Raw genomic sequence first — 11,237 nt, forward strand, 5'->3', positions numbered from 1 at the left:
CATGAAATCGATCGAACTTTTCGCGGGTGCTGGCGGGCTCGGCATGGGTGTTAGCCGTGCCGGCTTCACGCCCCAAGCCGTAATTGAGTGGGACCGGTGGTGCTGCGACACCATTCGTGAAAATCGTGCGGATGGTCTCGGCCTGGTTGGGGATTGGCCGGAGCCAACGGAGGGCGATGTCCGCCGCGTGGATTTCCGAAAGCATGAGGGCAAGATCGATCTGGTGACTGGCGGCCCTCCCTGCCAGCCGTTCTCACTGGGCGGCAAGCACCGCGCCCATGCTGATTCCCGCGACATGTGGCCAGAGGCGGTCCGTGCACTGCGGGAAACCCAGCCACGTGCCTTCATCTTCGAAAATGTGAAAGGCCTTACTCGCGAAGCCTTCGCCACATACTTTTCGCACATTCTCCTACAGATGACTTATCCAGAACTTGCTGCGGAATATGGCGAGGGTTGGGAGAACCACCTACGTCGGCTTGAAAAGCATCACACCGGCCGTCGCGGTCCGGCCGGTCTGGAATATCGGGTAGTCCATCGTGTGTTGAATGCGGCGAACTATGGGGTCCCGCAGCGCCGAGAGCGTGTGGTTTTTGTCGGCTTCCGCGCCGACCTCAACATCAAGTGGGCTTTTCCGCTGGAAACGCATTCCTTAGACGCCTTGTTGTGGGATCAGACCAAGGGCGATTATTGGGATCGGCACAAGGCACTTAGGGTCGAACGCAAGATCGGGGATCGGCATATTGAACGTGCGGCACGTCTCGACGACAAACCAAGAACAGCACCCTGGCGGACGACGCGAGATGCGATTGGCGACCTGCCCGATCCGGAGCATGAGTGGCGCAGAGCCGCAGCCCACAACAACCATCGGTTCCAGCCCGGAGCGCGATCCTACCCGGGGCATACCGGAAGCCCACTCGACGAACCAGCCAAGACCTTGAAGGCGGGCGTCCATGGCGTGCCTGGCGGGGAGAACATGCTGCTGCGGCCAGATGGCAGCGTGCGCTATTTCACCGTGCGTGAAAGCGCCCGCTTGCAGACCTTCCCGGACAATTTTCGCTTCCACGGAGCATGGTCCGAAACCATGCGTCAGTTGGGCAACGCCGTGCCAGTGGAATTGGCGAACATCATCGCGCGCAGCGTAAAACGGCACCTTATGTTTGGGGGATCGGACTTTCTGAAATGAAGGCTTACGTCGAGTTTGAGTTCGACCTTCCTGGGGCTTTGTTGGCTCGCCTCATCAAAGTACTTGACGAGCTCGAAGCCGCTCCGCTCAACAGCGCAAATTTGCAAGAAGTTCCCGAAGAACAGGGCGTTTATCAGCTGCTGTTTGACGATCGCATTGTCTACGTTGGCAAGACCGATGCGGATGCTGGTCTTCACAAGCGGTTGGCTCGCCATGCGCGCAAAATCATGCATCGTGCTGGTCTTGATCCTGCACGGGTAAGTTTCAAGGCGGTACGTATTTTCGTATTCACCGCGGTCGATCTAGAATCAGATCTTATTCGCCACTACGGCGGAGTGAAGGCGATCGATTGGAATGGTAGCGGCTTCGGCTCCAACGACCCTGGTCGAGAACGCGACACTACCAAGGTAGACCCCAAGAACTATGATGCTCAGTTTCCGATCGACATTGATCGGGAACTTGCCTTCGCCATTGATGCTGAAGAAACAGCCGCAAGCGCTCTTGCTCGCCTCAAGGAGGCTTTGCCGTATACGTTCCGTTATCAAGGGAATGGCGGTCGCAATAGAAAACCCCACGACGATTTCGACAAGACCCTACTTTCAGCGCTAAGCGGCCCTCTCACGCCACGCGCAGCGATCCGCCACGTCGTCGCCGCGCTGCCGTCAGGATGGCAAGCGACCGCCCTGCCCGGCTATATCATCCTGTACCGGGAGGAACGCGAATATCCTCAAGCGGAGGTCATCGCGATTTCAAGAGGGTAGGACTTCAAGCCTTTGATGGCTGGATAGAACTGGCGTGTACTCACGAGATGCGGCTTGGGTATGCCTATCAATGATCATCACAACATAGCGCGCGCGCTTCGGAACTGCGAAATGCGCAACTCAGGTATCTCACATGTGCACTGTTGGCTTGCACGAGCATTGTACAACCAATTGCCGACGTAAATTGTCACCTTACCGTCGCACCATCATCCCGTAGTGCATCGCCAGCAGATCGAGCCCGATTCTCAACAGCTTTGCCGCCACGTCCCTGCCCTCGCTCATCTCTCCCGCCACGCCTCTGACCGACTGCTCCAGGCACACGATCTTCCGCACCACGTCGACCACCTCCCAATGGCCGAGCGCGCGGGTCGCGGCGGCGTGCGACCGTCCGGCATTGAGCACGCTCTCGGTGATGCCGCCGCTTATCCTGTCGCCGTCGACGCGTTCGCTCCAGCGCATCGGCTTGATACCAGCCTGCTGGCTGGCGCGGAAATCCTCGCGGTAGCGCAGACCAGCCTCGCGCTGCTGGTGCGACAGCGAGGTGATGCCCAGCAGCGGATCGATGCTGCGCACCCGCACGATCCCACCGGTGGAGGTATGGCCGTCATTGGACACCTCATAGACGCGCCGCGCCTCCGACGTGCCGGTTGCGAGCCGCTTGCGGCCAAACTCGTCGTCCCGCAACGCGAAATCATGGCCAACCTCGCGGCGGATGCGCACCTGCTCGGCCTCGCCCTTCGGCAGCTTCGGCGTCTGCGGTTTAGCTGATCTGGCGGCTTTCTTGCTCATGGCTGCGTCCTTGTGGGGAGTGGATTGAGGTGCTGGCTGGCTAGGCCGCGATCCCTGGCGAAATTGGCTGCGTGCGCCGGAACCAGCGGCGAGGCTGGGCGTTGTGCCGCACCAAACCAACAGGAGGTATGCCCATGACCGCCTTCATGCCGGTGACCTTGCGCTTCTGCGACAACAAGACCATGCTGGTGGGCTCCATCGCCCAGGCGGCGACCGCGCTTCGCCGGCAATGGCCTGACAAGACGGCCACCGCCTATCTGGATGCGACAAGGCTGGTCAGGCTCGCCATCGATGGCAGCTGCCGCCAGCGCGTCGCCTTCGAGGCTTTCACCAAGGCGGCAGGACAGCAGGGGCTGCTGGTGGCGAAGCCGCGTAGCCGCGCCCATGAATGGCTCGACGCCGCCGCGGGCCCGTGAGGCGGCTGAAAACGTGATGCAACCGCGCCGCCGCCTTGCACGTTGAGAATCGCTGGCTTTCGAGCCGCGCGCAACGCCAAGGTAAGTGCCGTGGGTACCATGAAAACAGGATCTCCGCTCAAAGTATGCCTGGACGGGCATGTCGAGGTGATCGACAGCGTCGCTGAGGCAGCCGACTTCCTGCAGCGTTGGCCGGTTGAACGGCGTGGTCACGTCTACCGCAGTGCGCTCAACGCGTGCAGCGCGGCCATCGCGGCGCAGATTTCGCACGCCGACGCGATGAAAGCGTTCATCGGCTTCGCCCGGGTTACCCGCATATTGGCCGGCGATGACGGCCGGCCAGCGATGCCTGATGCAATGAGCGTGCGGATGCCAAAGCAGGGTCACGATCTGCCAAAATAAAAGCGTTGCGTGGCCGCCGTCCTCGCCAGATCGCCGACACTGCAGAAGCAAAGCCAGCGTTGCGGCCAGCTTCTTTCTCCCCGCCTTATGGAGAAAGATGCTTAGTGGGCCAATGAGAGGCGCCAACGCTTCGATACCTTGCATCTGAACCAATCTCCCAAAACTCTCGGCTGTATTCGCAATCCTGCACCGGCGTTGCCTCCTGCCGGCATCGTCCCTCGAGAACGGGAGGACGCTCATCCTGCCTCGCAGACACGCCGGCGGAAGCGCGCCTGGTGATAGGTGCAGTAGCTTTTCATCGCCATTGTGCGCATGCCGCAGCACAGCATGTGGGCGCCCGGCCGGCCGCCGGGCGCATCGTTTTCCGGATTTTGCTCCAGCGTCAGGTCGAGCGGAGCGCGGCAGCGGCCGAACAGGCAGTCGACGAAGCGCATTGCCACGCCATGCGGCTGGCGGCCGATCGGGCTTCGCTGCGGCACCGGCACCTCCAGGCGGTAGGCTTGCCCGTCCGCGATCAGCAAGCCGGCCCCGCGCGCTGCGAGGCGTTCCGCACCTTCACCCTTCGGCACGCGCTTGCGTCCGGCCTTGGCGGCGCGGTCCGCGGCCTTGTCATTCGCCCTCTCGGCTGCCGCGATGCGCTTGCTGTTGGCAAAGCCGATCGAACTCAGCATGGCGTTGCGGTGAACGATGCCGATGATGGCGTCGCGCGACACCGGGCTGCCTCGCGACGCGCTGAACCGAGCCGCGATGCGCGAGGCGGAAAGTCCGTCCGTCAACCAGCCAGCGATCGCCTGCAATTCCTTGTCGCCGTAAGTTGCCATGTCTGGTCTCCGTCCATTGCGCGGGCGCGGCAGCGCGCGACGCCGCCGGCGAGTGTCGGTGTCGGCCCGCAGGCGGTGGGCATTGTCGGGTTCGATCCGGCCTGTCGGCCGTTGGGTTGGCGGCCTCAGCCCGGCCGGCCGTCCAGCGCGGCGAGGCGCGCCTCTGCCGTCATCCGGTCGGGTGCGGAAACCGCCCTGCCCGTCAGCCTGTCGAGCAGGATCACGGTGCCGTCCTCGGTGCGTATCAGGGAGCGGATCCGCACCGCGCTGAATTGGGGGCCGGAGCCGCGGGGAGCGACGGCTCCGGCCGTTCCGGCCGCCGGTGACGGGCGGACCGGACGTGCGGCTGATGCATCGGGGCAATCAGCCTCACGCATCGCCCTGGCCGGGGAGGAGGACAGCCGGGGCGAAAGGGAATGAGCGCTGGCCGGCTCGCGTGAAGCTGGCCTGAGGGCGCTTTCGACTCGAAAGGGGTTGAGCTTTTGCATGAACGGATATAAGCATAACTCAAAAACAGATGCAAGCCATTCTTTCATGGACGAAAGCAGCGCTTGTTGGTCACATGGGTGCCATGGTGAAAACGCAACTGTCGGTCAAGGTCGGAGCGGCAATCCGCCAGGCGCGCAAGCAGCGCGGCCTGGTCATGCGCCACATCGCCGAGCACAACGACACCGACGTCGCCGCCGTCGGCAATTGGGAAACCGGTCGCAACCTGCCCAAGACGGAAAACCTCCTGAAGACCGCCGCCTTTCTGCGTGTCGACCCGGTGGCGCTCGGCAAGGGCGACGTGGTCTTCCTCGACGATGCCGGACCGGTCAACGACGCCGAGATCGTCACCGATGCCGGGCCGCCCCCCGCCGGGCCGATGGACATCCAGGTGCTGGGCGCCGCGGTTGGCGGCGACGACGGCGATTTCACCTTCAACGGCGAGCCCGCCGGCTACGTCCAGCGCCCACCCGGCATCCGCAACCTGGCCAAGGTGTTCGCGCTGCACGTGCTCTCGGATTCCATGGTGCCCCGTTACGAGCCCGGAGACCTGATCTATTGCGGCGGCCGCGATGCCGTCCCGGGCGATCATGTGGTGATCGAAACCTTCCCGGAAGAGAACGAACGCAACGGCAAGGCCTTCATCAAGAAATTGGTCAAGCGCACCGCCGCCGAACTGGTCGTCGAACAGTACAATCCGCCGAAGACGTTGACCTTCAACCGCTACGCCATCAAGCAGGTCTGGCGGGTCATTCCGTTGAAGGAATTGCTGGGCTATTGAGGGCGACGGGGCAATTCTTCCTCCCACAAGTGGAGAAGGCAAAACCCAGCGTCGACGCCCTCGCCCTCACGCCCGCCCCGATTCCTCCAGCGGCATCTCGCGCTCGCTCAGCATGAGCGCCTCGCTGCGCACGCTCTGGCGCTCGTCGATAAATGCCGCCCGGATCTGGATCGCCGTGCCAGGCAGCCCGTCGGCGCGGCAGGCCGAGCAGACCAGCCGGCCCGAAAGCGCTGCCAGCGGCGTATTGCCAGTCACGCCGAAGCGCCGCAGCTGATCGGGCTTCCACCACCTGTTGCGGCCGCAATCGGCGCATTCGACCGAGATCGAAACGACATCCGCAATCACTGATCCCCTGCCCGTCAATGCCATCGCGGCTCGCCTCTTTGTTCCCTGTTTGTTCGCATCTTCCTGTGTTTTGAAACGAGAGTCGAGTCGCATCTTTCAGCGTTCTGCAAAAGTTTCTCTTTCATGAATTTTTGAGTTATGCTTCTATGTAGCTTGCAAAGCCGAGTCGGCGCGCGCGCAGCACCCTGGGAGAGACGATGGACGCCCTTGCCGCCGATTTCGCTCACGCCTGCGGCTATGGCGGCGACAGTCACGCTCTCATCGAGGCTTTCGGGAGAATCCGCGAACACGGCATCCGCCAGGCGCGCCTCGGCCATTTCAGGCGCAAGGTGGTCGTCGACGCGCTGAAACAATCGGAAGCGCTTTTCCTGGCGGCGATCGGCCCGGCGCTATCGGCACAGGAAGCCATCGAGGACGCCGCCCGCGTCATCGCCTTCTGGCGCAACATGCCGCGCTGGCGCCAGGAACGGCGTCTGGCGGACCTCGCCAGGGCGAGGCAACAACGCCTGCTGGCGCGCTTCTTCCGCCGCTACGGCCACCGTATCTGGGCCTTGGAGGCGGCATAGGCGGGCTCGCCAAGCCATCGGCGACCATACTGCGCCACGAGGGAAAGGCAGCCATGAGAAGAGCTGGGCAATGCCGCCATTTGCGGGTTCCCATCCGAGCGTTTTCTTCCTAGATTGCCTGCGGGTGGCTGATCGTTCGACGTGCATATCAGGGAATGTTCAAGACTGCCCGTTCAAGAGTCCAGGCCTGGATGACGGCAGGCGCGGGAACCATCGCCGCGCTGTTGACGGCCGGCCTCATGGGCGCCTTTGGCGCCCTGCCCGCTCACCCTCCGCCGCAACTGCCGTCCGATGCCGCCATCGATGCCGGCCGCTGGCGTATCAGGCCGGTGCGGGCCTATGTCAGCCGTGCCGACATCCATGGCGTGCCGCTGAAACCGGGCCAGAAGGCACTGGTGCTGGAGGCCGACATGACCAACCGCACGGCCGAATCCAACAAGGCCTATTTTGCTGTCTTCAAGCCGGAGGGGATCACCCTGCCGGACCCGATGCCGATGATCGCCCTGATACGCGATTCGACCCTGGCGCCGGAACTGCACCCCGGCATGACCGAGCGCCTGGCGTATGTCTGGCCGCTGGCCGGCGACGCCGCCGTGCCGCCGAAGCTCGCCTTCGGCGTCACCGCGGAAATCTTCAAGCCGCGCGACAATCTCTACGGCACGCCCGGCTGGTACAATCCTTACCGTCTCGGCACCGTCACCTTGCCGCTCGCCGATATGCCGGCAACGGACACGCCGGGAGCCGGCTCATGAGCATGCGGGTCCTCGGCAATCTCGTGATTCTCGCCGCCACCGTGGCGCTGAGCTACGGCATGCAGCTTTCCAAGCCGCATTATGCCGACCTTACCGCGCCCATACCGGTCGACGGCGCCATGCACGACACGGTGCGAGCACGCAGCTTCGACGTGCGGCTGGACGGGGTCGTCTTCGCCCGGGCGCTGAAGACCAACCAGTTCGGGCAGCAAAAGCTTTTGACGACGAGCGGCGTATGGGCGGTGGTGACGACCAGCCTCACCGCGACAGACGCCTCCATCACGGTCGCGGACGGCACCTGGCAAGGCCCGACCGGTCTGCGCTATCGCCAGACGGAGCGGCTGGGCTATCGCCAGGACATGCCGCCGCACAGCGTCGATCCCGGCTTGCAAAAACGCGGCCTGTTCGTCTTCGAAGTGCCACCCGACCAGATCCGCGGCGCCAGGCTGCTGATCTCGGAACGCCGATTCGGCGCGCTCGATGCGCAGGCCCGCATCAGCTTCGACGGGTTGCCGGCCGGAGCCGATGGACAGCCGGCCGGCATCCTGCCGCAATACGATTTGGATGCGCCGCCGGGCCAGACATCACAAGGCCAGACATCACAAGGCAAGACATCGCAGGCCAAGCCATGAGTGCCGTCTCGACCGACATGGAGCCGGCGGCCGAGCGGCAGGCCGAGAAAAAATGGCGCAGGCGCAGCCTGGCGGCGCTGGTCATCCTGCTGCCGCTGGCGCTGGCAGAAACCAGCCATGACAGCCTGCGCGAATGGCTTGGCGGCGAAGACCTCATCGCCAGGGATGTCCAGTTTGGCCAGTCCGCGCGCTTCGGCGGCAGCGACTGGAAACTGGCGGACCTGCGCGGCGGCAAGGCCGGCCGCTTGCCCGATCAGGCCTTCGCCGTCATCGCCACCTTCTCCGTCACCATCGGCGATCCCGACTTGCAGAAGCAATGGCTGGGCTGCAAGCTGATGCTGACCGATGCCGCCGGCCGCCGCTGGCTCCCCGACATGACCTCGGGCGTCAGACTGCCGGACGGCGTGATGAACTGCACCTCGGCGATCTTCTCCGGCGCCAAGACAGGCGACGTCATCACCATCGGCGACACCTTCATCGTGCCCGAGGATGCCATCAAGACCATCCGTCCCGCCATTGGGCTGGGAAGTGAGCGGCCGTGGTACCTGCGGTTTCAACGGCCGCCGAAGTAACGACAGCGCCGGCAGTCCGGAGTCACGGCACGGCGATCAACAGGACGTAGGCAACAAAGACGACGAGGTGAGCAAGTCCTGTGAGAACCGTCGTGCGTCCGGTACTGAAACTTATGACACTCACCGCAAGGGCCAGAACCAGCAAAATCACGTCGCTCGGACCGAGACCGAGGTTGAGCGACTTTCCGGTGATGAGGCTGGCCGCCGCCACTGCCGGGATCGTCAGTCCGATGGTCGCGCACGCCGAGCCCAAAGCGACGTTCAATGCGCGCTGGAGCTCATTCCCCCACGATGCCTTGACGGCGGAGATCGCCTCGGGGAGCAGCACGACAAACGCAATCATCGCGCCGACGATCGCATCCGATTGCGGGATCTGCAGATAGGTAAGGCCATCTTCAACGCCAGCCGCGACCCGTTCCGTCAGCAGAACGATCCCGACCAGTCCCAGAAGCAGGAAGACGAAATGCGTCGGCACGCCGTGAACCTGCGGAGAATGGCTTTCCGGGGCGCTTTCACGGACCTGCACCTCCAGGAAGTCCTCCTTCTGGCCGTAGCTCTGGGCGAAAACGAAACTGCCGTAGAGCAAGAGCGACAGCAATGCGACGAAGGCCAGTTGCGTGGGAGAAAATGTCCCGGGGCTGGTGGCAAGCGTGTAGTTCGGAAGCACCATCGTCAGCACCGTGATCGCGGTCAGCACCGAAAGAAAGGAACTTGTGCCTTGCCTTCGGATGTCCTGGTGGCGGTGCCGCCACCCGCCGAGTGTCAGGCACAGCCCCACAATGCCGGTGCAAACGATCATGACCGTGGAGAACACGGATTCTCGCGCCAGGGTCGGATTGTTGGCGCCATGTCGCATCATCGAGACGATGATCGACACTTCGATCGTCGTTACGGCCAAGGTAAGGACCAGGGTGCCGTACGGCTGTCCGACACGTCGGGCTATCGCCTCCGCATGTCGCAACACGGCAAAGACGGTTGCCAAGGTAAGAACGATCGATATGCCGGCAACGATCACCACAATCGTCGTCCGGTAATCTTCGATCGGCTCTATGTTCGATTGCAATATCAACGCCAGCGCGCAGCAGACCACAGGCAGGCCGAAGGTCATTGTCTCACTTCGACGGGGGAAGAAGTAAGTCATGGCATTCTCTTCGATCTTGCGAATGCAGACAGGCGGTCTGTTTACGAGACCAGGAAAGATCGCACTTTCGCCCCATCACACGTACATGGCAAGGCGCGATAAGGATACGCTACGGTCGTTCCCGTCGCTACCGGGAACGACCGCCCGCCTCAACCGTCCCCTTGGAAAGCGAGAACGCCGTCTCCAGCACGGCGGCGAGGAAGCAGATGCGCAGTGGCTCGACCAGAATGCCGGTGGAGGAATCCTGGAACGGGCTGCCGAACAACAGCGTCACGCCATGCGACAGGATCTGCCAGACGTCGAGCTCGTGCGGGCCGATCAGCCGCGTCGCACCCAGCCACAGCCAGGCCGCGCCCCAGTCGAGCAGTCGGTAGCCGACGATCAGCGTGCACAGCAATACGAGGCTGGAGCTTGCCGTCAGCCGCACGCCATTGGCGATCGGCAGATAGCGCGAGCGGTAACCGGCGATGAAATGCTCGACGAAATCGCGCAGGAATTTCGGCAGGCCGGCATAGCGCTTGCCGACGCGTTCCAGCCGGCCGTGCACGCGGATCAGTGCCGTGTTGTCGCGCACGTCATAGCCATAGATCAGCGCCGCCATGACCAGCCAGATCAGCGGCAAGAGCATGTAGAAGAACAGGTTGACGGCGATCGTCGAGGGCGCGATCGAGGTGATCTCGACCGGCACTATCGGCGCGGCCGTCGCCGCCGGCACCGGGCTCGCCAGCCCGTCGGCAGAGGCCTGCAGAACGGACCAGAAATTGCGGCTCATCAGCCATTGCAGCGCGCTGTCCTTCCAGCGGCTGATGACGTAGAGACCGACGAAGATCCAGTTGGTCTCGCAGATCACCACCACGATCTGCCAGAACGAGCCGGCGCCCGTTTTCGTCTGCATGAACTTGGCCAGCCGGCGCACCAGCCAGGACACCGCCACCGAGACCAGCAGCCAGCGCGAATCCAGCACGTCCAGTACGTTGGCGCTCTGGCCGAAACCGGCCTGGTCGAGCGTTTCGCGCGAATATTGGCGCACGATGTCGCCGAGGAATCCCCAGGCCGCATAATAGGCGAAGAAGGGCAACAGGGCGATGGTGATCATCCGCACCAGCCGCGAACCGCGCCGGTCCGCGGCTCCCTGGCCCTCGGCGACCGTGGCCTTTTCCGCGCCACGCTGCGCGGCCAGCACATGGGGCAAGCCGGGGCGCAGCACATGGAACATCGCCACAGTCACCACCAGTTGCGCCAGTGCCACCAGCGTCAGCATGGCGAGCCCGGCGAAATGGTTGGCGAGCGCCACCTTGGCCGCCAGTTGCAACAAAAGGTCGCCGGCCAGAACACCGGCCAGAACAAACGCGACCAGTTGCGGCCAGAACCGCCGCAGCAGCGAAAAACTCAAGCTGATCGGTTTGATGATATCGGCAAACATGAGGTTCTCTCAGAATGCCACCCGCCCGAAATCCTTCTAGCAAAGGGCGGTTGTTTTGCAACCGATGCGCGACTTCCCTTCTCCCCTTGTGGGCCTGTTGCAAAATTGGCTGGTTGTGATTCCCTGTTTTTGAAACGGGGATTGTGCGATGACGACGAAGCCGAGCG

Annotated in this window: 15 protein-coding genes; 9 read left to right on the forward strand and 6 right to left on the reverse strand. The window is 63.3% G+C overall.

The annotated features are described in order from the left end of the window. Nucleotide 1: 1 nt before the first annotated feature. Nucleotides 2–1,183: a DNA cytosine methyltransferase gene (locus FJ964_RS21930; RefSeq protein WP_140552335.1), complete on the forward strand. Its 1,182-nt coding sequence runs from the start codon at nucleotides 2–4 to the stop codon at nucleotides 1,181–1,183. Then, nucleotides 1,180–1,944, forward strand: a complete 765-nt coding sequence (locus FJ964_RS21935; protein WP_140552336.1) for a GIY-YIG nuclease family protein — start codon at nucleotides 1,180–1,182, stop codon at nucleotides 1,942–1,944. Before FJ964_RS21930 ends, FJ964_RS21935 begins: the two co-directional genes overlap by 4 nt. Nucleotides 1,945–2,136: 192 nt before the next feature. Here FJ964_RS21935 and FJ964_RS21940 read toward each other — a convergent pair whose 3' ends face one another. Further along, nucleotides 2,137–2,733 (reverse strand): DUF6456 domain-containing protein, encoded by a 597-nt coding sequence (locus FJ964_RS21940; RefSeq protein WP_140552337.1) that lies wholly within the window; start codon nucleotides 2,731–2,733, stop codon nucleotides 2,137–2,139. Between the two features lie 134 nt (nucleotides 2,734–2,867). Here FJ964_RS21940 and FJ964_RS21945 point away from each other — a divergent pair, with 134 nt between their 5' ends. Together FJ964_RS21945 and FJ964_RS21950 are read left to right on the forward strand one after the other, a co-directional pair. Next, nucleotides 2,868–3,149: a DUF982 domain-containing protein gene (locus FJ964_RS21945; protein ID WP_140552338.1), complete on the forward strand. Its 282-nt coding sequence runs from the start codon at nucleotides 2,868–2,870 to the stop codon at nucleotides 3,147–3,149. Nucleotides 3,150–3,248: 99 nt separating this feature from the next. Then, nucleotides 3,249–3,551: a DUF982 domain-containing protein gene (locus FJ964_RS21950; protein WP_140552355.1), complete on the forward strand. Its 303-nt coding sequence runs from the start codon at nucleotides 3,249–3,251 to the stop codon at nucleotides 3,549–3,551. Nucleotides 3,552–3,787: 236 nt separating this feature from the next. Here the strand turns inward: FJ964_RS21950 and FJ964_RS21955 are convergent, their stop codons facing one another. Together FJ964_RS21955 and FJ964_RS31405 are read right to left on the reverse strand one after the other, a co-directional pair. After that, entirely contained in the window at nucleotides 3,788–4,372 is a 585-nt protein-coding gene (locus FJ964_RS21955; RefSeq protein WP_140552339.1) for a GcrA cell cycle regulator, read from the reverse strand. Between the two features lie 125 nt (nucleotides 4,373–4,497). Next, nucleotides 4,498–4,635, reverse strand: coding sequence for a hypothetical protein (locus FJ964_RS31405; protein ID WP_224713338.1), 138 nt, complete (start codon nucleotides 4,633–4,635; stop codon nucleotides 4,498–4,500). A 299-nt stretch (nucleotides 4,636–4,934) separates the two neighbouring features. Between FJ964_RS31405 and FJ964_RS21965 the strand changes: the two genes are divergently transcribed. Beyond that, on the forward strand, nucleotides 4,935–5,639 hold the full coding sequence (locus FJ964_RS21965) for a helix-turn-helix transcriptional regulator (protein WP_140552340.1): 705 nt from the start codon (nucleotides 4,935–4,937) through the stop codon (nucleotides 5,637–5,639). Nucleotides 5,640–5,705: 66 nt separating this feature from the next. Here FJ964_RS21965 and FJ964_RS21970 read toward each other — a convergent pair whose 3' ends face one another. Then, nucleotides 5,706–6,008, reverse strand: coding sequence for a hypothetical protein (locus tag FJ964_RS21970; protein ID WP_140552341.1), 303 nt, complete (start codon nucleotides 6,006–6,008; stop codon nucleotides 5,706–5,708). A 173-nt stretch (nucleotides 6,009–6,181) separates the two neighbouring features. Here FJ964_RS21970 and FJ964_RS21975 point away from each other — a divergent pair, with 173 nt between their 5' ends. The 4 genes from FJ964_RS21975 (at nucleotide 6,182) to FJ964_RS21990 (ending at nucleotide 8,506) form a co-directional block, all read left to right on the forward strand. Continuing rightward, a complete protein-coding gene (locus FJ964_RS21975; protein ID WP_140552342.1) occupies nucleotides 6,182–6,550 on the forward strand; it encodes a hypothetical protein in 369 nt (122 codons plus the stop codon). A 191-nt stretch (nucleotides 6,551–6,741) separates the two neighbouring features. Further along, the gene (locus FJ964_RS21980) at nucleotides 6,742–7,302 is read left to right on the forward strand and encodes a hypothetical protein (protein ID WP_224713339.1); all 561 of its coding nucleotides are present in this window, start codon (nucleotides 6,742–6,744) and stop codon (nucleotides 7,300–7,302) included. After that, nucleotides 7,299–7,934: a hypothetical protein gene (locus tag FJ964_RS21985; protein WP_140552344.1), complete on the forward strand. Its 636-nt coding sequence runs from the start codon at nucleotides 7,299–7,301 to the stop codon at nucleotides 7,932–7,934. The genes FJ964_RS21980 and FJ964_RS21985 overlap by 4 nt, the downstream gene beginning before the upstream one ends. Continuing rightward, nucleotides 7,931–8,506: a hypothetical protein gene (locus tag FJ964_RS21990; RefSeq protein WP_140552345.1), complete on the forward strand. Its 576-nt coding sequence runs from the start codon at nucleotides 7,931–7,933 to the stop codon at nucleotides 8,504–8,506. Before FJ964_RS21985 ends, FJ964_RS21990 begins: the two co-directional genes overlap by 4 nt. A 22-nt stretch (nucleotides 8,507–8,528) precedes the next feature. Here the strand turns inward: FJ964_RS21990 and FJ964_RS21995 are convergent, their stop codons facing one another. Together FJ964_RS21995 and FJ964_RS22000 are read right to left on the reverse strand one after the other, a co-directional pair. Beyond that, complete coding sequence (locus FJ964_RS21995) at nucleotides 8,529–9,647, reverse strand: ionic transporter (RefSeq protein ID WP_140552346.1); 1,119 nt, start codon at nucleotides 9,645–9,647, stop codon at nucleotides 8,529–8,531. Nucleotides 9,648–9,774: 127 nt separating this feature from the next. After that, on the reverse strand, nucleotides 9,775–11,070 hold the full coding sequence (locus FJ964_RS22000) for a hypothetical protein (RefSeq protein WP_140552347.1): 1,296 nt from the start codon (nucleotides 11,068–11,070) through the stop codon (nucleotides 9,775–9,777). Nucleotides 11,071–11,237: the final 167 nt, after the last annotated feature.

The sequence above is a fragment of the Mesorhizobium sp. B2-3-2 genome (assembly GCF_006442295.1).
In the GTDB taxonomy this organism is placed as follows: domain Bacteria; phylum Pseudomonadota; class Alphaproteobacteria; order Rhizobiales; family Rhizobiaceae; genus Mesorhizobium.

Excerpts from the sequence above, each read along its gene's own strand:
- FJ964_RS21930 (WP_140552335.1), top strand. The coding sequence starts at position 2 with ATGAAATCGATCGAACTTTTCGCGGGTGCTGGCGGGCTCGGCATGGGT.
- FJ964_RS21935 (WP_140552336.1), top strand. The coding sequence starts at position 1,180 with ATGAAGGCTTACGTCGAGTTTGAGTTCGACCTTCCTGGGGCTTTGTTG.
- FJ964_RS21940 (WP_140552337.1), bottom strand. The coding sequence starts at position 2,733 with ATGAGCAAGAAAGCCGCCAGATCAGCTAAACCGCAGACGCCGAAGCTG.
- FJ964_RS21945 (WP_140552338.1), top strand. The coding sequence starts at position 2,868 with ATGACCGCCTTCATGCCGGTGACCTTGCGCTTCTGCGACAACAAGACC.
- FJ964_RS21950 (WP_140552355.1), top strand. The coding sequence starts at position 3,249 with ATGAAAACAGGATCTCCGCTCAAAGTATGCCTGGACGGGCATGTCGAG.
- FJ964_RS21955 (WP_140552339.1), bottom strand. The coding sequence starts at position 4,372 with ATGGCAACTTACGGCGACAAGGAATTGCAGGCGATCGCTGGCTGGTTG.
- FJ964_RS21965 (WP_140552340.1), top strand. The coding sequence starts at position 4,935 with ATGGGTGCCATGGTGAAAACGCAACTGTCGGTCAAGGTCGGAGCGGCA.
- FJ964_RS21970 (WP_140552341.1), bottom strand. The coding sequence starts at position 6,008 with ATGGCATTGACGGGCAGGGGATCAGTGATTGCGGATGTCGTTTCGATC.
- FJ964_RS21975 (WP_140552342.1), top strand. The coding sequence starts at position 6,182 with ATGGACGCCCTTGCCGCCGATTTCGCTCACGCCTGCGGCTATGGCGGC.
- FJ964_RS21980 (WP_224713339.1), top strand. The coding sequence starts at position 6,742 with ATGACGGCAGGCGCGGGAACCATCGCCGCGCTGTTGACGGCCGGCCTC.
- FJ964_RS21985 (WP_140552344.1), top strand. The coding sequence starts at position 7,299 with ATGAGCATGCGGGTCCTCGGCAATCTCGTGATTCTCGCCGCCACCGTG.
- FJ964_RS21990 (WP_140552345.1), top strand. The coding sequence starts at position 7,931 with ATGAGTGCCGTCTCGACCGACATGGAGCCGGCGGCCGAGCGGCAGGCC.
- FJ964_RS21995 (WP_140552346.1), bottom strand. The coding sequence starts at position 9,647 with ATGACTTACTTCTTCCCCCGTCGAAGTGAGACAATGACCTTCGGCCTG.
- FJ964_RS22000 (WP_140552347.1), bottom strand. The coding sequence starts at position 11,070 with ATGTTTGCCGATATCATCAAACCGATCAGCTTGAGTTTTTCGCTGCTG.